The organism is Amnibacterium sp. (genome assembly GCF_025463795.1).
In the GTDB taxonomy this organism is placed as follows: domain Bacteria; phylum Actinomycetota; class Actinomycetes; order Actinomycetales; family Microbacteriaceae; genus Amnibacterium.
In genome coordinates this window covers 28,687-50,104 of the sequence record NZ_JAODBE010000120.1, presented here as the reverse complement: position 1 = coordinate 50,104, position 21,418 = coordinate 28,687, and the positions used below count along the sequence as shown (strand labels likewise).

General features: G+C 74.4%; 24 protein-coding genes. 9 read left to right on the top strand and 15 right to left on the bottom strand.

All coding sequences use genetic code 11. The features are described 5' to 3' along the window. Both JWQ92_RS10700 and JWQ92_RS10695 read right to left on the bottom strand, forming a co-directional pair. Positions 1–1,503 (bottom strand): carboxylesterase/lipase family protein (locus JWQ92_RS10700; protein ID WP_297344444.1); only part of this gene is annotated, 1,503 nt, incomplete at its 3' end. A 43-nt stretch (positions 1,504–1,546) separates the two neighbouring features. After that, positions 1,547–1,750, bottom strand: a complete 204-nt coding sequence (locus JWQ92_RS10695) for a hypothetical protein (RefSeq protein ID WP_297344443.1) — start codon at positions 1,748–1,750, stop codon at positions 1,547–1,549. 215 nt (positions 1,751–1,965) lie between these two features. On the opposite strand from JWQ92_RS10695, the gene JWQ92_RS10690 reads away from it, so the two are divergent. Next, entirely contained in the window at positions 1,966–2,736 is a 771-nt protein-coding gene (locus JWQ92_RS10690) for a hypothetical protein (protein ID WP_297344442.1), read from the top strand. Here the strand turns inward: JWQ92_RS10690 and JWQ92_RS10685 are convergent. Then, positions 2,724–3,089: a DUF5997 family protein gene (locus tag JWQ92_RS10685; RefSeq protein ID WP_297344446.1), complete on the bottom strand. Its 366-nt coding sequence runs from the start codon at positions 3,087–3,089 to the stop codon at positions 2,724–2,726. The two genes, JWQ92_RS10690 and JWQ92_RS10685, sit on opposite strands and share 13 nt — an antisense overlap. Before the next feature lie 41 nt (positions 3,090–3,130). Between JWQ92_RS10685 and JWQ92_RS10680 the strand changes: the two genes are divergently transcribed. Next, a complete protein-coding gene (locus JWQ92_RS10680) occupies positions 3,131–3,778 on the top strand; it encodes a LysR family substrate-binding domain-containing protein (RefSeq protein ID WP_297344441.1) in 648 nt (215 codons plus the stop codon). Positions 3,779–3,784: 6 nt separating this feature from the next. On the opposite strand, the gene JWQ92_RS10675 is transcribed toward JWQ92_RS10680, so the two are convergent. From JWQ92_RS10675 to JWQ92_RS10665, 3 genes are read right to left on the bottom strand one after another with little or no spacing between them, the layout of a single operon-like run. Next, on the bottom strand, positions 3,785–4,636 hold the full coding sequence (locus tag JWQ92_RS10675; protein WP_297344440.1) for an ABC transporter permease: 852 nt from the start codon (positions 4,634–4,636) through the stop codon (positions 3,785–3,787). Then, positions 4,633–7,344 (bottom strand): alpha/beta fold hydrolase, encoded by a 2,712-nt coding sequence (locus JWQ92_RS10670; RefSeq protein WP_297344439.1) that lies wholly within the window; start codon positions 7,342–7,344, stop codon positions 4,633–4,635. Before JWQ92_RS10670 ends, JWQ92_RS10675 begins: the two co-directional genes overlap by 4 nt. 59 nt (positions 7,345–7,403) lie before the next feature. Continuing rightward, positions 7,404–7,631: a hypothetical protein gene (locus JWQ92_RS10665; RefSeq protein ID WP_297344438.1), complete on the bottom strand. Its 228-nt coding sequence runs from the start codon at positions 7,629–7,631 to the stop codon at positions 7,404–7,406. A 197-nt stretch (positions 7,632–7,828) separates the two neighbouring features. On the opposite strand from JWQ92_RS10665, the gene JWQ92_RS10660 reads away from it, so the two are divergent. The 3 genes from JWQ92_RS10660 to JWQ92_RS10650 all read left to right on the top strand — a co-directional run bounded on the left by JWQ92_RS10660 (position 7,829) and on the right by JWQ92_RS10650 (position 8,761). Then, positions 7,829–8,014 (top strand): hypothetical protein, encoded by a 186-nt coding sequence (locus JWQ92_RS10660; RefSeq protein ID WP_297344437.1) that lies wholly within the window; start codon positions 7,829–7,831, stop codon positions 8,012–8,014. A 71-nt stretch (positions 8,015–8,085) separates the two neighbouring features. Then, positions 8,086–8,349, top strand: a complete 264-nt coding sequence (locus JWQ92_RS10655; RefSeq protein WP_297344436.1) for a hypothetical protein — start codon at positions 8,086–8,088, stop codon at positions 8,347–8,349. A 19-nt stretch (positions 8,350–8,368) separates the two neighbouring features. Beyond that, on the top strand, positions 8,369–8,761 hold the full coding sequence (locus JWQ92_RS10650) for a Rid family hydrolase (RefSeq protein ID WP_297344435.1): 393 nt from the start codon (positions 8,369–8,371) through the stop codon (positions 8,759–8,761). A gap of 17 nt (positions 8,762–8,778) precedes the next feature. Here JWQ92_RS10650 and JWQ92_RS10645 read toward each other — a convergent pair whose 3' ends face one another. Both JWQ92_RS10645 and JWQ92_RS10640 read right to left on the bottom strand, forming a co-directional pair. Continuing rightward, the gene (locus tag JWQ92_RS10645; RefSeq protein ID WP_297344434.1) at positions 8,779–9,234 is read right to left on the bottom strand and encodes a pyridoxamine 5'-phosphate oxidase family protein; all 456 of its coding nucleotides are present in this window, start codon (positions 9,232–9,234) and stop codon (positions 8,779–8,781) included. 133 nt (positions 9,235–9,367) lie between these two features. Next, complete coding sequence (locus JWQ92_RS10640) at positions 9,368–10,387, bottom strand: patatin-like phospholipase family protein (RefSeq protein ID WP_297344433.1); 1,020 nt, start codon at positions 10,385–10,387, stop codon at positions 9,368–9,370. A 63-nt stretch (positions 10,388–10,450) separates the two neighbouring features. On the opposite strand from JWQ92_RS10640, the gene JWQ92_RS10635 reads away from it, so the two are divergent. Further along, on the top strand, positions 10,451–10,804 hold the full coding sequence (locus JWQ92_RS10635) for a TfoX/Sxy family protein (RefSeq protein ID WP_297344432.1): 354 nt from the start codon (positions 10,451–10,453) through the stop codon (positions 10,802–10,804). Between the two features lie 3 nt (positions 10,805–10,807). On the opposite strand, the gene JWQ92_RS10630 is transcribed toward JWQ92_RS10635, so the two are convergent. Next, on the bottom strand, positions 10,808–11,554 hold the full coding sequence (locus tag JWQ92_RS10630) for a hypothetical protein (RefSeq protein WP_297344431.1): 747 nt from the start codon (positions 11,552–11,554) through the stop codon (positions 10,808–10,810). A 245-nt stretch (positions 11,555–11,799) separates the two neighbouring features. On the opposite strand from JWQ92_RS10630, the gene JWQ92_RS10625 reads away from it, so the two are divergent. Beyond that, entirely contained in the window at positions 11,800–12,294 is a 495-nt protein-coding gene (locus JWQ92_RS10625) for a hypothetical protein (RefSeq protein WP_297344430.1), read from the top strand. 29 nt (positions 12,295–12,323) lie between these two features. Continuing rightward, positions 12,324–13,088 (top strand): LLM class flavin-dependent oxidoreductase, encoded by a 765-nt coding sequence (locus tag JWQ92_RS10620; protein ID WP_297344429.1) that lies wholly within the window; start codon positions 12,324–12,326, stop codon positions 13,086–13,088. On the opposite strand, the gene JWQ92_RS10615 is transcribed toward JWQ92_RS10620, so the two are convergent. From JWQ92_RS10615 to JWQ92_RS10595, 5 genes are all read right to left on the bottom strand, one after another. Then, positions 13,072–14,586, bottom strand: a complete 1,515-nt coding sequence (locus JWQ92_RS10615) for a carboxylesterase family protein (RefSeq protein WP_297344428.1) — start codon at positions 14,584–14,586, stop codon at positions 13,072–13,074. The genes JWQ92_RS10620 and JWQ92_RS10615 overlap by 17 nt on opposite strands. Before the next feature lie 36 nt (positions 14,587–14,622). Further along, on the bottom strand, positions 14,623–15,555 hold the full coding sequence (locus JWQ92_RS10610) for an N-acetylglucosamine kinase (protein WP_297344427.1): 933 nt from the start codon (positions 15,553–15,555) through the stop codon (positions 14,623–14,625). After that, positions 15,555–16,664, bottom strand: a complete 1,110-nt coding sequence (locus tag JWQ92_RS10605) for an SIS domain-containing protein (protein WP_297344426.1) — start codon at positions 16,662–16,664, stop codon at positions 15,555–15,557. Before JWQ92_RS10605 ends, JWQ92_RS10610 begins: the two co-directional genes overlap by 1 nt. Continuing rightward, the gene (locus JWQ92_RS10600; RefSeq protein WP_297344425.1) at positions 16,661–17,971 is read right to left on the bottom strand and encodes a D-tagatose-bisphosphate aldolase, class II, non-catalytic subunit; all 1,311 of its coding nucleotides are present in this window, start codon (positions 17,969–17,971) and stop codon (positions 16,661–16,663) included. The genes JWQ92_RS10605 and JWQ92_RS10600 overlap by 4 nt, the downstream gene beginning before the upstream one ends. 86 nt (positions 17,972–18,057) lie before the next feature. After that, positions 18,058–18,873, bottom strand: a complete 816-nt coding sequence (locus JWQ92_RS10595) for a DeoR/GlpR family DNA-binding transcription regulator (RefSeq protein ID WP_297344424.1) — start codon at positions 18,871–18,873, stop codon at positions 18,058–18,060. A gap of 123 nt (positions 18,874–18,996) precedes the next feature. On the opposite strand from JWQ92_RS10595, the gene JWQ92_RS10590 reads away from it, so the two are divergent. Further along, positions 18,997–20,289 (top strand): alpha-glucosidase/alpha-galactosidase, encoded by a 1,293-nt coding sequence (locus tag JWQ92_RS10590; protein WP_297344423.1) that lies wholly within the window; start codon positions 18,997–18,999, stop codon positions 20,287–20,289. 3 nt (positions 20,290–20,292) lie between these two features. Here JWQ92_RS10590 and JWQ92_RS10585 read toward each other — a convergent pair whose 3' ends face one another. Beyond that, positions 20,293–21,378 carry an amidohydrolase family protein gene (locus tag JWQ92_RS10585; RefSeq protein WP_297344422.1) on the bottom strand — a complete coding sequence of 362 codons (1,086 nt, stop codon included), beginning with the start codon at positions 21,376–21,378 and terminating at the stop codon, positions 20,293–20,295. Positions 21,379–21,418 lie beyond the last annotated feature (40 nt).

The following is a 21,418-nucleotide window of genomic DNA, read 5'->3' as shown; positions in this document are numbered from 1 at the left end:
GTAGGGGCGCCACGACTCCCATGCGCGGCGCATGGCGGACCGGGGATCCGGTTCGACACGGTCCTGCTCGTCGATGAGCAGCGTCAGGCGCTGCTCGACGTCGTAGCGGGGCCAGTCGTTCCCCACGGTGCCGGTGCTCGCGAACCGCAGCCATCGCCGGTGCATCCGCCCGGCGACGGCGCGTGCGGCGCGACGGCCCCCGAGCAGCCCGAACACGCCCTGCAGCAGGGAGTCCGGCCGGCCGAAGACGAAGTCGAGCTCCGCGGCATGTGTCGCGCCGAGTCCTGTGAGCTTGAGCAGCGGCGTCGCGAAGTCGAACCGGTAGAGCCATGTGGGTGCCACCTGCGCGTGACCGGAGGCGGCGGCGACAGCCGGGTTCCAGAACATGAAGTCGGTGACCATCTGGGCGATCGACCGTCTGCGCGGAAAGGCGGGGTATCCCGCGAGCACCGCCTCCTTCGCCTCCGGCGCCGTCAGCGCGAACAGCCTGTCGATCCGCGGCGGCGTCGCCGCGAGGTTGCGCACGACCAGCTGGAAGAGGGTGCCCTCGTCCGCGTTCGTGCCGATGATCAGGGGCACCGGGTTCGAGTCCCCGTCACGGAACGCGTCGAGCGGATGCTTCGGCAGCAGCTCGCCGTCGACGACCGGAGCGAGCAGGCGCGTGCCCGGCTGCGCGGCGAAGGCGTCGTCGTCGAGCCGTGCGGTCACGGCGACGAGCTCGTCGGCGGTCGCCGTCGTCAGCGCCTCCACCGCGGTCTCCTCGGTGGCGCCGAGCAGCTCGACGAACTCGGCCGCCCACGCTGCCGGGCGCTCGGGTCCGTAGATCGCGCCGATGACGCCGCTCTCGATGATGGCGCGCGCGAAGAGGCCGCGGGCGGCGGGACTGCAGAGCAGCGCCGCGATCGCGGTGCCGCCCGCCGACTCCCCGAAGACGGTGACCTCGTTCGGATCCCCGCCGAACGCGGCGATGTTGTCCCGCACCCAGGTGAGCGCGGCGATCTGGTCGCGGAGGCCGGGATTGCTGTCGAGCGGTCGCGCCGGGGTGGAGTACCGCGAGAAGTCCATCCATCCGAGTGCGCCGAGCCGGTAGTTCACGGTGACGTAGACGACGTCGCCGTGCGCCACGAAGGTGCTGCCGTCGTAGACCGGCGCATCACCCGCGCCGATGGCGAACGCTCCGCCGTGCAGGTAGACCATCACCGGCCGGGGCGCGGCCGGTCGGGCGCGTCGGAGGACGGAGACGGTGAGGCAGTCCTCGGACATGGGCGTCCGGCGCCCGGCGCCGGCGGCGGCGGTCGTGCGGCGCTGCGGCGGGACGGGACCACGTCGGGTGGCGTCCCGGATCCCGGTCCACGGCTCCGGCGGCGCGGGAGCGCGGAAGCGCAGCTCGCCGAGCGGCGGAGCGGCGTACGGGATGCCGCGCCAGGCGGTGAGGCCGTGCTCGCGCGTCCCGTGCACACGGCCTGACGTGGTCGCGACGATCAGCTCGGGGACGTGCTCCATCCCTCGCCTCTCGTGACGCCGTCGCGCGGACCGAGCCTGCTGCTCAGGGCTTGGAGCGGCCCTCGGCGGTGCGGCGCCACACGAGGACGGCGAGGGCGACGGTCACCGCGCGCCAGACGAGGAGCAGCACGCCGAGCAGCTGCAGGGTCGGGTCGCCGAGGATCAGCAGCGCGAGGGCGAGCACGACCACGCCGGCATCGATCGCCCAGGCGAGCGTCGGCCGGCCCCAGCGACGTGCCTGCAGCATGGGGTCGAGGCTAGCCGTCGTGCCGCGGCTTCGGGCGCGGGGCCACTTCGGGCGGTTCCGGGCGTCATCGGACGCCCGGAACACCCGAAACCGCCCGCCCCACCTCGAGCGGGATCGGGATCGCGCGGCGTGGAGTGCGGCGCGACCTGCGGCCGTACCCCACCATCGCCTCAGTGCCGGCCACATCGCGCCGGCTCGAGATCCAGGGGGAATCGATGTCGACTCCGAAACGCCGGCTGCTCGCGGTCGCGGCGGTGCTGTCCGCGGTCGTCGTGACCGCCCTCCTGCCCGTCGCCGCCGAAGCGAGCGGCCAGTACCCCACCGGCCGCACCGGGATCGACATCAGCTACCCGAGCTGCAGCCGCATCATCGCCCCGGGTGTGCCGTTCGGCATCGTCGGCGTGAACGGCGGCCGGCCGTACACGGACAACTCCTGCGCGGCGGCCGAGGCGCACGCGTTCACGAACGTCAGCCTCTACGTCAACACCGGCCTGTACACCGGCGGCAGCGCCTTCGCGAAGGCCATGGCCTACGGAGGATGCGCCGCCAAGGATCGCAGCTGCGGCGCGTACTGGTACGGCTACCTGGCCGGCGTCGAGGCGTACCGGTACGCCAAGGCTCAGGGACTGGCCGGTGCGGCCACCTGGTGGCTCGACGTCGAGATGATGAACGACTGGAACACGAGCACCGCGCTGAACGACCGCAGCATCCTCGGCGAGCACCAGGCGATCGCCGACAGGACTCCGGCGACCGCCACCCGGCCGCGCGCGGTCATCGGCGTCTACGCGAGGGCCGGCGAGTGGTCGACGATCACCGGCGGCGGGCTCGCGGCCCGCCACTGGCCGGTCTGGTTCGCGACCGGGCTGACGAAGCAGACGACCACCCAGCTCGCGCACTTCTGCACGAAGAGCTTCACCGCGTCCGCGGTGCGGATCGTCCAGTGGATCGGGCCCGGCACGCTGAACGACCTCGACTACGGCTGCTGACCCGGCTTCGCGGCGCGTCCGCGCTTCGCGCGCGCGTTCTCCGCCATCACCTCGGCGTGCGTCGCGCGCTCGCGGACGAGCCACTCGGGCTTCTCCTTGAGCAGGTCCTGGATCTGCTCCGACGTCAGCGGATCCTCGATCCCGGCGCGCCGAAGGCCGGCGATCGAGACACCGAGCTTCGCGGCGACGACGGGCCGGGGATGTGGGCCGTTCCGCCGCAGCTCGGCCAGCCATTCCGCCGGCGACTCGAGCAGCGCGTTCAGCTGCGACCGGCTCACGGGGCCGGTGCGGAAGTCCTCCGGCGTCGCATCGAGCAGCACGCCGAGCTTCTTCGCCGCGGTCTCGGCCTTCATCGTCTGCTCCTGCGCCACCCCGCCACGCTACCGTCGTCCGGATGACCACCACCGGGCTCGTGATCGGCGTCGTGGCCGGCGTGACGCCCGACACATGGGTGCGCACCTGGCGCGACCGGATGCCGGACGCACGGCTGCGCGTCGAACCCGTCGCGGACGAGCAGGTGCAGGCGGCCCTCGGCGACGCGCTCGACATGGTGCTCGCGCGCCTGCCCATCGCGGGCGTCGATCCGGCCGAGCTGCACGTCATCCCGCTCTGGGACGAGACGCCCGTGGTCGTGGCGGCGAAGGACCATCCGATCAAGGTGCTCGACACGGTGACGCTCGCCGATCTGGCGGACGAGGAGCTCTACCCCGGATGGGACGACGCCACGCTCGACATCGTCGCCGCCGGGCACGGGATCGCGCGGATGCCGCAGGCCGTGCTGCGGGCCACGGGCCGGAGGGACGTCGTCGGCCGGCCGATCACCGACGCCGAGCCGACACGGGTCGGCCTCGTGTGGCGGCGGACGACCGAGGGGCCGCTCGTCGACGAGTTCATCGGCATCGTGCGGGGCCGGACGGTGAACAGCTCCCGCGGATCCGCGGAACCGGCACCCCCGGAGCCGAAGGCGAAGCGCGCGCCGAAGGACCAGAAGCCGCGCCCGAAGCGGCCGAGCCCGCAGCGCCGGCGGCGCCAGACCCGCTAGCGGCGGTCAGCCGGAGACGTCCTTGCGGCCGAACCACCAGGCGGCGACCGTGCCGAACAGGATCGCCCAGATCAGGCCGGACAGGAGCGCGTCGGCCACCGGCGCGAGGTCGACGGGCGCGGTGAGGAACCGCCGGAAGGCGCTCGAGTAGTGGGTCGGCAGCAGCACGCGGAGGTCGCCGAGGTCGGGGATCTGGTCGAGGATCCGCGACAGGATCGACGCGAGCACCACGCCCCCCGCCGCCGCGAGCGGCGAGTCCGCCACGACGGTGAGCAGCGTGCCGAGCGCGGCCGCCCACAGCAGGCCCACGACGCTCGCGGCAGCGGTGAGGGCGAGGCGGCCGACGGAGTCGCCGAAGCCGAGGCGCGGGCCTCCGGGCACCTGCAGGCCCCCTGCCCCGTAGGAGAGCACGCCGACGAGCAGGGCGATCGCGGTGAGCGCGACGATGCCGACGGCCAGGATGACGGTCGCCACCAGGACCTTCACGGCGAGCAGCCGCATCCGCGGAACCGGGATGGTGAGCAGGTACTTCAGCGTCGACCGGGAGGCCTCCCCCGCGATGAGGTCGCCGAAGAGCAGTGCGGCGACGAGCGTCACGAGGAAGCCGCCGGCGAGCACCAGCACGAAGCCCGCGAACGTCGCGCCGCTCGCCTGGGCGAGTGCGGCGAGGTCGGTGCCGCCGGAGGACGGCGGGCCGCCGATCAGCAGCGCGACGCGCACGACGATCGGGAGCACCGCGAGCACGAGCAGCACGATCCGCACCCGCCACTGGCTGAGCTGCCGGGCCAGCTCCACCCGGAACGGCAGCACGCGACGGCGCCGCTCCCGCGCATCCGGCCGCGTCGCCGCGGCGCTCATGCGGACGGCTCCGTGGCGCCGATGAGCTCGAGGAAGGCCTCCTCGAGATGGCGCCCGCGCTGCACGTCCCGGATCCCGATGCCGGCGTGGACGACCGCGGCGATCACGTCCTCCACCCCGAGGGCCCCCGGATCCACGCGGATGCCCGTCCCGCCGTGCGGCTCGGCGCGCGCGACGCCCAGATCGCGAACCGCGCGCAGGGCGCCGGCCTGGTCGGTCACGTCGAGCACGAGCTCGGACGCCTCACCGGCCACCTCGCCCACCGGCCCCGCCGCGACGAGGCGTCCGTGCGACATCACGACCACGTGGGTGCAGGTGCGCTCCACCTCGGCGAGCAGGTGGGACGAGACGATGACGGTGCGGCCGCCCTCGGCGTACCGGCGGAGGACACCGCGGAGCGCGGTGATCTGCGGCGGATCGAGGCCGTTCGTCGGCTCGTCGAGCACGAGGAGGTCCGGCAGGCCGAGCATGGCCTGCGCAATCGCGAGCCGCTGCCGCATCCCCTGGCTGTAGCCGCGCACGCGCTTGTCGATGGCGCCCCCGAGGTCGGCGACCGCGAGGGCCTCGTCGAGGTGCGCCTCGCGGCGCGGCCGGCCCGTCGCGGCCCAGTACAGGTCGAGGTTGCGGCGGCCGGAGAGGTGCGGCAGGAAGCCGGGCCCCTCGATGAAGCAGCCGAAGCGGGTGAGCACGGGCGAGCCGGGGCCGACGGGCGCACCGAAGGCCTCGACCGCGCCGCGGTCCGGCCGGATGAGGCCCGCCACCATCCGGAGCGTCGTCGTCTTGCCCGCGCCGTTCTCCCCGAGCAGCCCCAGCACCTGGCCCCGCTCGACGGTGAACGACACGTCGTCGACCGCGAGGAAGCCAGATCGGAACCGCTTGGTGAGTCCACGGATCGCGAGCGGCGGTCCGTCGGGCCCCGGGAGGGCGGCGACCGAGCGGCGCCGGCGCCCGAGCACGGCGGCGAGCACCAGCAGGACCACGGCCACGGCGAGCGCGGCACCGATCCCGATGACCACTGCCGGATCCGGGAGGCCGGCGGTGCGTGCCGTGGCCGCGGGCGCGATCTCCGGCAGGACGAGCGGACTGTTGAGCGCGACCCGATCGGCGGCGGGCGCCGCGGATCCGCCGAACTGCGCGTCGGAGGTGCGGACGGTCAGCGCCACCCGGTCGCCCGGCGCGAACGACCAGGCGGTGCCGGGCAGCGTGACGGCGACGACCGCGCCGGAGGCGGGCAGGTGGACCCGCACCGGGGCGACACCGCCCGGAAGGGCGCGTTCGGCGTCCCCGGTTCGCGCGGACAGCTGGGCGTAGACCATCGCGTCGGTCGCCGTTCCGCCGACGGGAGTGAGCCGGATCCGCACCGTCGCCGCGCCTGCGAGCACGGCCGGCTGCTGCAGCGGGGCGGATTCGAAGCGCACGGCCTCCGCCGGTGGGTTCGCGCGGGCGAGCAGGCCGCCCGCGGCCCGGCCGATCGCGGTGCCGCCGCCGAGGCCCGGCAGCGAGGTGAAGGACGACGGCAGCCCGCCGGGCGGGTTCACGAGCGTCCCGCCACCGTTCAGCGGAACGGACAGCGCCTTCCCCACGTCGCCGGTCAGCCCTCGGTAGCCGGAGGCCGTCACCCTCTCCGGGAACGAGGTCGCGGATGCCGGCACGTCGTACGAGAAGGTCGACGGCACGCGCTGCCGCCCTGTCAGACGGGCGGCGAGCCAGGCGTCGACGACGGCGTCGGTGCCGGCGATGCCGCTGCCGTCGTGGCCGCCGTCGAACCATCGCACCTGCACGGGCGCGCCGGCGGCGGCGATCTGCCGGGCGTTCGCGTCCGCCTGGTCGAGACCGAAGAGGCTGTCCTGCAGCCCCTGCAGCAGCAGGGTCGGGGCCCGCATCCCGGACAGCACGGTGCTCGGCGACGATCGGGCCAGCAGCGCGAGGTCGGCGGGCGTCGGCGCGCCGCCGGTGATGAGGCGCTGGTACACCGAGCAGAACGCGGGCGTGAAGCGGCCGCACGGATCCGCGGAGCCGCCGAGACCGTCGGCGAAGAGCCGGGACGCCCAGCCCGACTTGACGTCCCGCAGCGGTGCGGCTGCGCTCGCCCCGACCACGCGACCGGCCGAGGCCGGGATGAGGGCCTGGGCGAGGTCGTTCCAGGTGATCGCCGCGACGACGGTGTCGATCCGCCGATCGGTGGCGCCGAGCATCAGGGCGAGCGCACCGCCGTAGGAGCCGCCCACGACACCGACCACGGGATCGAGGCCGACCCTGCGCACCGAGGGCGTGCGGGCCAGCACGTCGACGAGCGCCCGGGCATCGGGCACCTCGCCGTCGAGGGAGTCGAGGCCGATCCGGCCACCGGACCGCCCGAAGCCGCGCGCCGAGTACGCCAGCACGACGAAGCCTTCGCGCTGCAGCCGCCTCGCCTCGGGGGCGAGCGCGGTCTTGTCCTGACCGAAGCCGTGGGCGAGCAGCACCGCGGGCGCGGGCGTCGCGGCCGGCGTGTAGAGATCGACGTCGAGGCGGATCCGCGACGCGCTTCCGGGCGAGTCGGCCACCGGGACGAAGAACGACCGGACGGGCGGTTGCGCCGCCGCGGCCGGCGTCGCCGCGCCGAGCACGGTAGCGAGCACGGCGAGCACGACGAGGGTCGCTGCGAGCACGCCGTGCGCAACCCGACTGCGGCCCCGCCGGAGATGCGGCGGCGGCTCGACGGTCATCGGAGGATCTTCCCCCGGAATCCGGGTGCCGCCGGTGCAGGGGGCGACGGGTTCAGCGCTCAATGGTGGTGGCGGGCGCTGTACTCCTCGTCGTCCCAGTCGTCCGGAGGTGCGGGCGGCCGCGGCGGCGGAGGAGGACGACGGGGTCCGAAGGCCAGACGCCACGACACCATCAGCACGAGCACCCCGGCGCCGAGCACCACCGCGAGCACCACCGACACGATCAGGAATGCGAGAACGGTTCCGATCACATATCCCGGGTCGGCGGAGTCGGGAATTCCATTCATGTCGATGCCGCCTCTTCCGGCGGGATGGGGGCCGCCGGAGCCGAGGATGACAGGGGCGTCGGACATCAGGAGCCGACGAATGACATCACGGTGATTCCGCTGGTCGGAGGCGGTTCGTGCCCTGTTCTGGGTCGATTCCGGAATGCGATATGCGAATAGCGTTGACCTCGATCCGTTCCGCTCGAGAAAGCCCGCCAATGACCACGACCGCCCTCATCGAGGACGCCTCCCCCGAGGCGGCCCCCGTCGAGGCCCCGCGCCCGCGGAGCGAGATCACACGGTTCGCCGTGCTCGGTGCGGCGCTCGTCGTCGGTCTTCCCGGCGCGGTCGAGCTCTCCCGCCTGCTCACGACGATCCTGCTGAGCCTCGTCCTCGGCCACTGACCCCATCGGGGTCCTCGAGATACGGGATTCCGCGTATCGCGTGCTCGCAGGACGGGTTCTAGCCTCGTCCCATGCACGCGCTGCACGCGCACCCCGCCGTCGCCGGGATGCATGCGGGACCCCGGATGCCCCACGGGCTGACGACGGTGCTCGTCGCCTGCCTCGCCTGCGGCTCTGTCACCCTCGCGGCCGTCGAGCTGGCGCACGCGCCCGTCCCCGTCGCGGTCAAGGCGCCTGCACCGTTTCCGCATCCTCGGATGGGCGTCGTACCGATGCCACCACCGCAGCCGATCACGGCCGGAGCCGCATCCGGCCCCCTGCTCGCCCGCCACTGACCGCCGATAGCCTCGGCGGGTGCATCAGGAGGTCGTCCCCGCCGAGATCGGCGCCCCCGCCGCGAACTACGCCCACGCGATCCTCGTGACGAACCCGACGCGCTGGCTCCACACCGCAGGCGTCGTGCCGACCGATCGCGACGGCCGCGTGCCCGAGGGGGTGCCGGCGCAGGCGGACCGGATCTGGCGGAACATCGGCGCGATCCTGGCCGAAGCCGGCATGGGCCCGGAGGACGTGGTCAGTGTGACCACCTACGTCGTCGCCGCCGCGACGGCCGACGGCCTCGCCCAGGCGATGGCCGCCCGGGACGCCTTCCTCGGCGGCCGCCGGGCGGCGAGCACGCTCGTCACCGTGCCGCACCTCGCGCAGCCCGCCTGGCTGCTCGAGATCCAGGTGGTCGCCGCGCGCTGACGGCATGCGCGGGCCGGTCAGGTGAGCGCGCTCGGGAAGCGGGTCTCGAAGTCGAGCAGGCCCACCCATTCCGGCGTGACCGAGATGCGCGCCATCGGCTTGCCCCGGAGGTCCGCCACCCACGCGTCGCCCTGCTCCTGCCCGAAGTAGCGGACCGCGGAGCGGGCGTACTCGGGCGACACGTCGTCGAGCAGCTCCACCTCGGCACGCCCCCGGATCATCAGCTCCCGGTACGGGAAGGCTCCGGCGTCGTCGATCGTGAGCGCGACCTGCGGCCGCTCCTCGAGCACCTTGAGCTTGGGGGCCCGCGTCGGTGTGCCCATCACCACCTTGCCGCCGCTCCACTCGAACCACATCGCGACGACCCGAGGCGATCCGTCCCGCCATGTGTAGCCGAGCCGCGCCGGGTTCGAGGACCGCAGCAGCTGCTTCGCCGTCGGCTCCTCGAGCAGCGTCAGGTCGCCTTGCTCCATGCCGGGGTCTCCCGTCCCGGCTCCGCGGCGGGGCCGTCAGCGAACGGTACGGCGAGGTCCGGCGGCGAACCATACGCGTTTCCCCCCATTCGCCGGCGAGTCGCGGATGAGCCGCCTCGCGCCGCGTGCGCGGTCAGCGAAGCGCAGCGGCGGCGAAGGCGACGGCCGCGCGGTCGCCGTTGCTGTACAGACGGTTCCGAGTGGCCGGATCGATGTCGAAGTCCGTGGGGCTCACCCCGCTGGTGTCGACGAGCACCGTGCGGGCGTCGACGCCCTCGTCCTCGAGCGCATAGCGGTTCCACTGGCCGACGGCGGTCTCGAGCAGGCCGATCGCCTCGGACAGCGGTCCGCTGATCGCCCGGTCGGGTACGACCGCCGGCGGAGCGCTCGTGAGCCGCACGCCCCAGGTCGGCCAGCGCGCCCGGCGCCCGTCGGTGCGGTCGAAGACCGTGACCGGGAAGTACTGGAGCAGGCCGCCGTCGACCCACGTGCAGGTGCCCTCGGGCGTCGCCTGCGCGAACGGCTGGAAGAAGAACGGCAACGAGGCCGAGGCGACCACCGCGTCGGCGACGGGATAGGCGTCGATCGCGGCGATCTGCGCCGACAGCGGGGCCGCAGCGCCCTCGGGCAGCAGGTAGTGCGGCAGGTCCCACGGCACGCGCACGAGGCAGCGCCGTGTGAGGTCCGTGACGTGGGTCACCAGCCGGTAGCGCTGCTGCGGCAGCAGGTCGCTGCCCGGATCCGCGGTGATCTTCAGATCGCGGAAGGTGCGGACGCCGGCCTCCTCCAGCCGCGCCACGAGCCAGTCCCGCAGCCGGTCGGTCCGGTAGAGGCCGGACCGGGTGAGGAGCGCGCCCGCCTTGCCGAACGGTCCCGTCACCCGCTCGACCGGCCCCTTCGACTCGAGCGTCGGCAGGTCGAGGGCGTCGAGGTCGTCGTGGATGCGGGTCAACGGGATCCCGGCGACCTGGTACGCCGCGGCCAGCGCCCCGACGATGGCCCCGGCGGACGTGCCGCCGATCCGCGGGAACACGACGCCGCGCTCCGCGAGGCCGACCACCGCGCCGGCGAGCGCGATGCCGCGCACACCGCCGCCCTCGAGGACGAGGTCCGCGCCGCGGGCGGCCGCGCGTTGCTCGAGTGTGGCGGGCACGAGGCGACGGTACCCGGCGGAGCCCCTCTAGGCACCGGCTCCGTGGCGCGGCAGGATCGCCGCATGGCGAACAGGGTGCCGGAGTCCGACGCGGTGTTCCGCGACGTCGTGGCCGGCTATGCGGGGTCGCCGGCGATCGAGGTGAAGCGGATGTTCGGGTCCGACGCCCTCTGCGTCGACGGGAAGATCGCCTGCTTCGTGAACGGATCCGGGCGACTCGTGGCGAAGCTGCCGGAGGAGACGTCGGAGCGGCTGACCCGCGTGGGTCTCGCCGAGCCGATGGCGCTCGGCGGCCGGAAGCCGATGCGCGGCTGGTTCTCGGTGCCGCTCACCGAGGAGGTCGACTGGTTCGCCCTCGCGGGCGAGGCGGTCGAGCACGTGCACGCCCTGGAGCAGGACAAGATCGACCGGGCCTGACGGTCACTTCGGCATCGGCAGCTGCACCTGCACCTCGACGAACTGATCCCCCTTCGCCGCGTCGTGCGTGTCGCCCCACTGCCCGAGGCCGATGGCGCAGTCGATTCCCACGTCCTGCGCGCCGAGGACCGAGACCGTCGCGGTGCGGTTCCCGGACACGGCCGTCGTGGTCGGATAGCTCCACGTCGCCGCGGAGAACCCGGCCTGCTCGAGCGCGGACCGCACGCCGTCGGGCCCTGCGGAGGAGTCGGGCACCTCGAGCCAGGCGGTGTACCAGGGCTGCACGTTGTCGGGCCCGAGACCCGGATCGGCCTGCGTGCAGACCTCGGGTCCGCCGTGGGCCCGCAGCGCCGCGGAGACCCGGGACCCGCTGTCCGCCGCGGGGTTGTGCGCGAACGGGTGCGCGACCGTCAGCCAGAGCACGCCGAAGAGCGTCACGGCGGCGCAGCCGAGCAGCGCGACCGGGGCGAGCACGATCGCGGTGACGAGCATCCGTCGCGCGGGCGCGGCCGAGCGCACGGAGGCGGCGATCCCGAGCGCGACGCCCGCGACGGCGGCCGCCCATCCCGCGAGCACGATCACGGTGAGCGCGCGTTCGAGCACGGCGAACGGGCCGGACAGGGGAACGCCGCTCGTCGCCCAGACGATCGCGAGCACGACCACCGCGACGACCGCCGCGCCGGCGACGGCGGCGGCGATCCACGTCGCGGCTCGTAGCGAGCGGCCGCGCGTGGCGACGACCTCGTCCATGGCAGCACGATGCCACGCGGCGCCCGCGTGGGGGGCGGGAACGCGCGATGCAGGGTGCTCCCGTCCGAGTGCCAGCCGTTCCCGAGGTCGTGGCCCCCGTTCGCGGGAAGGATCGAAGGATCATGGCGTGGGGAGGCGGGGACGGTTCGGCCGCGGCGCAGACTGCCCGCGTGACTGCCCAGGCCGCTCTTCCCCTGCCGCGTCCGACCATCGGCCGGAGCCGGCGCACGGGAACGCGGATCGCGGTGGGTGCTCTGACCGCCGGCGTGCTCGTCTTCGGCGGCGCCGCGCTGCGCACCGCGGCGGTCGCGGACGACGACTCCACTCTGACCGTCGCCCAGCTCGACGACGCCCTCGGCGTCACGGCGGCCGGCACCCGGGAGCTCGACCTGGCCCCCGGCGCCGTGCTCCAGGCCGCGCTCGACCGGGAGGCCGGCGATGCCGCGGTGCTCCGCGCGAGCGGCGTCGCCGTCGGGACCGATCAGCGCCTCGGCGTCGTCTTCACGACCAGCGATCGTGCGGCGGCGGAGCGCCTCACGGCTCTGCTGAGCGACGCCACCCGCTTCACCGCGGCGATGTCGGGACCGACGTCGACGGATCCGCGCTGGACGGTCGGCGCCATCACGCCCGAGGCGCCGCTCACCGTGCCGATGGCGCACCAGCTCACCGAGCGGATGAGCGAAGCCGCCTGGCGCGCGGGCGGTGCGACCTTCACCGGCTGGCGGGTCATCAGCCGCTGACGCCGTCGCGGGTGCCCGAGGATGAGGGGATGCGCCGCGGACTCTTCGTCGCCCCCTTCGACGGGCTCGCCGACCCCGGCCTGATCGGCGAGCTCGCCGCCGAGGCGGAGGCGGCGGGCTGGGACGCCCTCTTCGTCTGGGACCACCTCCGGTACAGCGAGCCGGTGGAGGCGATCGCGGATCCCTGGATCTCCTGCGCGGCGATCGCGATGCGGACGACCCGGCTGCGGTTCGGGCCCATGGTGACGCCGCTCCCCCGGCGACGCCCGCAGGTGCTGGCGCGGCAGGCCGCGAGCCTCGCGCGGCTCTCCGGCGGCCGGCTGGTGCTCGGGTTCGGGATCGGCGACGACTGGGCGGGCGAGTTCAGCGGCTTCGGCGACGAGCCCGACCCGCGGACGCGGGGCCGGATGCTCGACGAGGGGCTGGAGGTGCTCACGGGCCTGCTGTCGGGCGAGCCCGTCGACCACGGGGGCGCCCACTACACGGCGCGGGAGGTGCGCTTCCTGCCGGCGCCGGCGACGCCGATCCCGATCTGGATCGCCGGCCGGCACCCGAACCGGGCGCCGCTCGTGCGGGCGACCCGGTTCGACGGCTACTTCCCGATCCAGGTCGAGTCGCCGGAGCAGCTCACGGCGTTGCGGCCCGAGGTGCCGGGCGACCTCGTCGTCGACCTGCAGCCCGGCGTCGATCCCGCGCCGTGGGGCGATGCGGGCGCCGACTGGGTGCTGACCCGCGTCGGCCCGTACGACCTCGACCTCGACGCGGTGCGGGCGCTCGTCAGCGCCGGGCCGTGAGCGGCTCCCAGGCCCTTCGGGTGCCGGCACGCGGATCCGACTCGACACGGTCGACGGCGTCGATGATCAACGTCCTGCGCCCCTCGGGCTCGTAGCGCGGCCAGTCCGTGCCGGGATCGCCGTCGACGGCGAACCGCAACCAGCGGGCGTGCATCCGGGCGACGACCGCCCGGGCGGCTCGGCGGCCGCCGAGCAGGCCGAAGAGCCGCTGGAACCCCGAGTCGGGCCGCCCGAACACGAAGTCGAGCTCGGCGGCGTGGGTGGCCCCGAGGCCGACCCGGTCCATCAGCGGCGTCGAGAAGTCGAAGCGGTACATCCAGGTGGGTGCGACGGCCGCGTGGCCGGCGGCCGCCGCGACAGCGGGAGCCCAGAACATGAGGTCCGTGACGAGGCCGGCGATGGACCGGCCCCGCGGATACGCCGGATAGCCGCCGAGGACGGCCTGCCTCGCGCTCGGCAGCGTCTGCTCGAAGAGCCGGTCGATGTGGCCCGGCGTCACGGCGAGGTCCCGCACCAGCAGCTGGAACAGCGTCCCCTCGTCGGCGTTCGTGCCGATCAGGAGCGGCACCGGCGCCGAGGCGCCCGCGGCGAACGCGTCGAGGGGGTGGAGCGGCAGCACGTCGCCGTCGACCACGGGCGCGAGGAGCAGCACGCCGGGCTGCTCCTCGCTGATCCGGTCACCGAGCCGTTTCGTGACGGCCATGAGCTCGTCGACGCCGGCGGTGCGGAGCCGGTCCGGCATGTCGGCCGGGGTCGCGTCGAGCAGCACCCGGAACTCGTCCGCCCACGCCGCCGCATGCTCCGCATCCGGGATGGCGCCGATGACCGGGCTCTGCGCGATCGCGCGGGTGACGAGGCCGCGCGCCGCGGGCACGCAGAGGAGGGTCAGCACGGCGGTCGCGCCGGCGGACTCGCCGAACACGGTGACGTCGTCGGGGTCGCCGCCGAACGCGGCGATGTTGTCGCGGACCCACCGGAGGGCGGCGACCTGATCGCGCAGGCCGAGGTTGCCGTCGATCGGGGCGTCGGGGCGGCCGAACCGCGAGAGGTCGACCCAGCCGAGCGCGCCGAGCCGGTAGTTGAAGGCGACGAAGACGACGTCGCCGTGCGCGACGAGCTGCTCCCCCGAGTAGGCGGTCGCGCTCGCGCCGCCGATCCCGAATCCGCCGCCGTGGACGAACACCATCACCGGCCGGCGGCCCGAGGACCTGGCACGACGCAGCACCGAGATCGTGATCGCGTCCTCGGCCATGGCCGTGCGGCGTCCGGCACCCGCGGCCGGCGACGTGCGCGGCTGCGGCGGCACCGGCCCGTACTCGGCCGCGTCGACCACGCCGTTCCACGGCTCGACCGGCTGCGGCGCCCGGTAGCGCTTCTCCCCCACGGGCGGCGCGATGTACGGGATGCCGCGCCAGAAGATCAGGCCCTGCCGGCGACGTCCCCGGACGAGTCCGCTCCGGGTCGCGACGACCGTCGCGTCCCCTCGCGTGCCCGTCACGGGTTCAGGGATAGCGCATCCGGATGAGGGCGCCGCTCAGGAGGACGGGCCCGCGAGGCGGGCGCGGCGCCGGGCGTAGAGCGCCGCGCCGAGCGCGGGGCCGGCGACCGGTTCGCGCAGGTCCGAGCCGGCGGGCAGCGCTGCCTCGAAGGCGGCCCGGATGCCGGGGGCCCGGAACACCCCACCCGAGAACGAGACCGGGACGGTCTCCCCCGCCGCGACGCCGAGGCCCGCTCGCACCGCGCCGACCAGCGCCGCGAGCTCGGCGCCGGCATCGGCGACGATCGTCTGCGCCGTCGCGTCGCCGGCTTCGGCCGCCTCGGTGACGGCGGGGGCGAGCCCGGCGATCCGGTCGCGCTTCGCACCCCACGCGTCGACGACCACGCCGATCACGTCGAGGTCGGTCGCCGCCCCGACGCGGTCGCGGATCGCGGCGTGCAGCGGTCCCCGCGGCAGGCGGCCGTCGCTCATCCGCGAGAAGGCGTTGAGGCCGCGCACGGCGACCCAGTAGGCGGAGCCCTCGTCGCCGAACACCTCGCTCCAGCCTCCGGCGCGATGGGCGGCGCCACGCCACTCCCCGTAGGCGATCGAGCCCGTCCCCGCGACGATGTTCACGCCGTCCTCGCCGCCGAGCGATCCGGCCCAGCCGGCCACGGCGTCGTTGCCCACGTCGTAGCGGTCGTGGCCGAGCACACGGCCCGTGATCGCATCGAGCTCCGCGAGGTCCCCGCTCGCCTCGCCGTGCCCCGGCAGCGCCACGAAGGCGCGGTCGACCGCCGACCGCTCGACGCCGGCCGCCCGGGTCACCGACGCCACGCCCTCCTCGAGCACGCGGCCGACGAGGTCGATGCCGGCGGCGAAGTAGTAGGCGCTCGCTCCCGTCGACTCCGCCAGCACCTCGCCGGTCCCGTCCGCCAGCACGAAGGCGGTCTTCGTGCCGCCGCCGTCGACGCCGAGGTAGAGGCCCATCAGGGCAGCGGATGGATCGTCACACCCTGCACCACCCGGTTCACCGTGCCGCCGGGGAACGGGTCGTCGGTCGGGACGCCGTAGTGCTGCGACGTGTGCAGGGCGAACAGCTGCGCGAAGACCGCGTACGGGAGGGCGAGCAGCGCGTCGGGCACGCCCTCGAGCCCCGGCAGCACGAGGGCCTGGCCGTCTGCCGGCTCGGCGGTCACGGTGAGCACCGCGTCGTCGCCGATCGCGGTGCGCAGCTCGGCCGCGATGTCGAGGTCGTACGCCCGCGTGTACGGATCGCCGGAGCCGTAGACGACCACGAAGGTCCTCCCGTCCACGAGCGCCTTCGGACCGTGCCGGAAGCCGAGCGACGAGTCGTGCACCGCCACGATGCGGCCGGCCGCCGTCTCGAGCAGCTTCAACGCGGACTCGCGGGCGAGCCCGGTGAGCGCGCCGCTGCCGAGGTAGACGATGCGGTGCGGCTCGCGGACGGCGAGCGACTCGATCCGGTCCCGCTGCCCGATCACCCGCTCCGCGGCCGCCGCGAGGGGTTCGACGTCGGCCTCGCCGCCGAGCGCCAGCAGCGCCGACAGCAGCATCGAGCTGAAGCTCGAGGTCATCGCGAAGCCCTCGTCGTTCGCCTGCTCGGGCATCTCGAGCACGAAGGAGTCGTCCCGCCCGCTGTGCGCCCGGTGCAGCGCGCCCCGCGGGTCGCAGGTGAGCACGAGGTGGTGCACGTCGGCGAGCAGCCGGTCGGCGAGTGCGGTCGCGGCCGTGCTCTCCGGGCTGTCGCCGGAGCGGGCGAACGAGACGAGCAGCGTCGGCAGGTCCTCGGCGAGCAGCTCGACCGGATCCGCGACGAGGTCGGTCGTGGCGATCGCGTCGATCCGTCGCCGGAGCCGCCCCGTGAGGAACGGCGCGGCGACCTCGCCGATGAACGCGGACGTGCCGGCGCCGGTCAGCACGATGCGGAGGTCGGGCCGGGCGAGCAGAGGGGCCAGGAACGCGTCGAGCTCGCCGCGACGTGCCGTGATCCGGCTCGCGGCCTCCCGCCAGACCGCCGGCTGCTGCAGGATCTCCCGCTCGGTGGCGGAGCCGGCGCGCGGCAGGGTGTCGGTCACGAGGGGGCTCCGTTCGGGTGGGGCCGGCAGGCCGCGGCGTAGGGGCGGAGGGCGTCCCGCACCTTGTCGATCACGAGCTCGCGCGGGTCGGCGGCGAGCTCGCCGCGGCGCACGCGCCGGTACTGGTCGGGCAGCACCTGGCTGAGCAGCGGCAGCGGCACGCCGGTGCGCTCGAGGTTCGTCAGCAGGCGCTCCTCGGCGGCCGCGATCGCCGGGTCGGGCCAGTAGTAGCGCAGGCGGTCGCTCCAGCTGTAGCGGCGGGCGATCCGCTGCTCGTCGGGCGTGCCCGGGTAGTACCGCTCCCAGTAGCCGGGCTCGGCGAGCATCCGCCGCTCGATCACGCCGGGCAGGTCGGCCCGCTCCGCCTCCGGCACGAGCTCCCGCTCGACGACGGAGAGGGCGAACAGCGCCTCGCGGAGGGCGAAGGTGAGGCCCGGGCCGACCTTGAGCACGGCCCAGCCGTTCCGGACGAGCGCCGCGAGGCTCTCGGGCAGCTGGTAGTCGGTGGAGTGCGCCTCGAACACGAGGTCGGGCTCGTCGTCGAGCACGCGCTGCAGCGCCGTCGTTCCGGCGGGGTCGTAGTCGACGACGCGGAGGGCGTCGAACTCGACGCCGGGCTGCACGACGAGCGCCATCACGCGCGGCCACACGTCGGCGTGCCCGGCGGCCGCGAACGCCTCGCGATGGGCGGCGAGGGTCGCGCGCGCCGCGTCGGGCGGCGTCGGCGCCAGGGTGTCGATGGCGTGCGAGGCACCGCCCGGCACCGGCACCTCGGTGCCGATCACGTATCGGATGCGGCCCTCGAGCGCGGTGCCGGTCGCCGCCCGCTCGGCGGCGTCGAGCAGCCGAGCCGCCCGCGCGGCGACGGTCGTGTCGTCGAGGGGCGTGGGCTCGCCGGCGAGCGGCATGCTGCAGTCGAGGTGGATCTTGGCGTAGCCGGCCTCGACGTAGGCGGTGACGAGGTCGACGGCGTTCGTCATCGCCGTGGCGGGGTCGTCCCGCTGCCAGCGGTTCGGGCCGAGGTGGTCGCCGCCGAGCACCAGCCGGTCGGCCGGAAGCCCCTCACCGGCCGCGATGCGGGCGACGAGGTCGCGGAAGTCCGCCGGCACCATGCCGGTGTAGCCGCCGAACTGGTCGACCTGGTTGCTCGTCGCCTCGACGAGCAGCACCGAGCCGTCGGCGACCGCCTGCCGGGCCGCGGCGGTGAGCACGGTCGGGTGGGCGGAGCAGATCGAGGGCAGGCCGCCGCCCTCGCCCGCGCGGTGGCGGCGGATCGTCGTCGCGATCGGGTCGGCATCGGTGCTCATGGTGCTCCGGCCCATGGTCCGCGGCACGCGCGGCCGCTCGCAACGGCGACCGGGAAGTGCGAAGGAAAACTGCGCGATCCGTGCAGTCAGCGCCCGGCGCTGACGACCTCGACCGCGACGCCGGCCGCGCGGAGCCGCTCGAGCTCGCCCGGATCGGCCGATGCGTCCGTGATGACCACGTCGATCTCGCCGCACTCCGCCATCCGCGCGAGCGTCGTTCGGCCCACCTTCGACCCGTCGGCGACCACGATGACGCGCTGCGCGTGCGCGACCATGGCGTGGTTGGTGCGGGCCTCGACCTCGTCGTGGGTGGTCGCTCCGCCCGTCGCGCTGATGCCGTCCGTGCCGAGGATCGCGGTGCCGACGTTGACCGCGTTGAACGTGTTCTCGGCGAGCACGCCGACCGCCTCGAACGAGGTGGACCGCACCATGCCGCCGGTCAGGATGACCTTCGTGGTCGGCCGCGCGGCGAGCTCCATCGCCACCGGCAGGGCGTTCGTCACGATCGTGAGCTGGGGGCGCCGCGACAGCGCACGGGCGACCTCGGCAGCGGTCGTCCCGCCGGAGAGGGCCACCGCGTAGGGGCCGGCCGGGATGTGCTCAGCGGCCCGCAACGCGATCCGGCGCTTCGCGTCCCGCGCCTCGAGGTCCCGCAGGTGCACCGGCACCTCCTCGTGCACCGGCTGCGAGCGGGCGCCGCCGTGCGTGCGGACGAGCAGGCCCTGGTCCTCCATGCTCGCGAGATCGCGGCGGAGGGTCGCGGCCGAGACCCGCAGCTCCGTCGCGAGGTCGGCGAGCGAGACGGTCCCGCGGGAGTTGACGGACCTCAGGACGGCGAGCATCCGGTCCGACCGCTTGGCGCTCGTCGCCGGCAGACGCAGCCCGTTCGTGGTCGTCGGCATCGCCCGTCCTCCTGATCAACGGCCGCCCGCACGGGGCCGGTCCGCTCAGAAGGATTGCGCACTTCGCGCAGGATGGGCAACGGGCGTCGACCGGGGGCGCTCGCGCCGGTCAGGATCGCAGGCATGCCCTCCGTCGCGTTCATCGGCGCCGGGAGCGTCGTGTTCACCCGCCAGCTGCTCGCCGACCTCCTCCGCTTCCCCGAGCTCCGCGATCTCGATCTGCGCCTGCACGACATCGACCGGGAGCGCCTCGCCGTCGCCGAGGGCACCGCGAAGCAGGTCGCCGAGCGGTTCGGCGCCGCGATCACCCTGACCGCGACGCTCGATCGCCGCACCGCGCTCGCGGGCGCCGACTTCGTGATCAACATGGTGCAGGTCGGCGGCATCGCGGCCACCCGGCTCGACCTCGAGATCCCCGCGAAGTACGGCCTGCTGCAGACCATCGGCGACACGACCGGCGTCGGCGGGGTCTTCCGTGCGCTCCGCACCTTCCCGCTGCTCTCGGCCCTGCTCGCGGACATGCAGGAGCTCTGCCCCGACGCGCTGTTCCTCAACTACACGAACCCGATGGCGATGAACGTCTGGTGGGCGTCCGTCGTCGCCCCCGGGATCCGCACCGTCGGGCTCTGCCACAGCGTGTACTGGACCGTCCACGACCTCTGCGAGCTCGTCGGCGTGCCGCTCGACGGCACCCGCTTCCGCGCCGCGGGCGTGAACCACCAGGCGTGGCTGCTCGAGTGGAGCCGCGACGGGGAGTCGCTCTACCCGAAGCTGTGGGACCGCATCGCCGCGGATCCGCAGCTCGAGCGGCGGGTGCGGGTCGAGATCCTGAAGCGCATCGGGTACTTCCCCACCGAGACGAGCGAGCACTCCAGCGAGTACCTGTCGTGGTTCCTCCGATCGCCGGAGCAGGTGGAGCGGTTCCGCATCGAGCCGGTGCAGTACCTCGGGATCAGCGAGGACAACGTCACCGAGTTCGAGGAGGCGAAGGCCGCGCTCGCCGAGGGACGTCCGCTCGCGCTCGAGGAGGGCGCCGCCGAGTACGCGCCGCTCATCATCCACTCGGTCGTCACCGGGACGCCACGGGAGATCCACGCGAACGTCCCGAACCGGGGCCTGATCGACAACCTGCCGCAGGGTGCGGTCGTCGAGGTGCCGCACCTCGTGGACGGCGACGGCCTGCACGCGGTGCCCATGGGCGCCCTGCCCCCGCAGTGCGCCGCGCTGAACCGCACCTACCTGTCGGTCGCGGAGCTCACCGTCGCGGCGATGCGCACCGGCTCGAAGGACCTGGTGCGCCAGGCGGTGCTCGCCGACGGCAACGCGAGCTCGACGCTCACCCCGGACCGGATCTGGGCGCTCTGCGACGAGCTCACGGCCGCGCACGGCAACCGCATCCCCGAGCCGCTGCGCTGACGCTCAGAGGCCGAGGATGCGGGCGGCGTTGCCCGCGTAGAGCGCCGGCAGGAGCTCCGGCGGCAGGGCGGCGCCCGAGACCGTCCAGCGTCCCTGCGGCGGCACCTCGGCGCCGGGCGCGTAGGGGAAGCTCTCGTCGTCCGTCTCGAGGAAGCGGAACAGCACGCGGTAGTCCTCCGCTGTCGGCGGGTAGACGTCCGTGCCGAACAGCACGCGGTCCGGATGCGCCTCGACGAGCCGCCGGAAGCGGCGCGGCTGCCTCCCGATCTCCGCGAGGCGGCCGCCGAGGTCGACGTGCCAGTTCGGTGCGCGGTCCATCAGCGCCGACACGCGGTCGAGGTCCTCGGCGACGCAGCCCACGTGCGCGCCGATGTACGTCGTGCCGGGCGTCGCGACGACGAGCCGCTCGAGCGCGGTGAGGATCGTGTCGAACGCCGGGTAGCGGCTGCGGTCGCCGAACCACCACTCCGGCTCCTCGAGCAGCTCGTCGAGGCGCTCGTTGCGCTCGTCGAGCGGCTCGAAGAACGCCAGCGGATCCGCCACGTGGATCAGCACCGGCAGGCCGAGCTCCCCCGCCCGCTCGAGCACGGCCGCCACGCGCGCATCGTCGGGCAGCACCAGCTCGCCGTCGCCGTCCCGCACCTGCAGTCCGAGGTGCTTCCACACCTTCACGCCCCCGGCACCGCGCCGCGCGCTGTCCTCGAGCGACGCGAGCAGCCGGCGCTCACCGTCCGGCTCCGCGAGCATCGGCCAGTCGAGCTGGCAGAACGTGACGAAGCGGCCCGGATGCGCCCGGTCGTAGCGCTCGACGTTCGCGGTGAGCTCGTCCCCCCACAGCCCGTCGAGGTTCACGACCGTGCGGACGCCGCAGTCGTCGAGCAGCGCGATCAGCGCGCCGACGTCGGGGACCACCCAGGAGGAGTCCCGGCTGAGCCACCGGCCGAGATGGTTGTGCACGTCGATCGCCGGCACGGCCGGCCGGCGCACGTCCGAGGCGTGCACGAGGAGCTGCTGGACGGGACGCCACTCGATCGCCGGCAGGCGCCGGAGACGCTCCAGATCGGGCGTTCCGCTCGTTCGTGTCGCCATCGCTCACTTCCGTTGCGCGTTCGGCGCGGCGTGCTTTCCG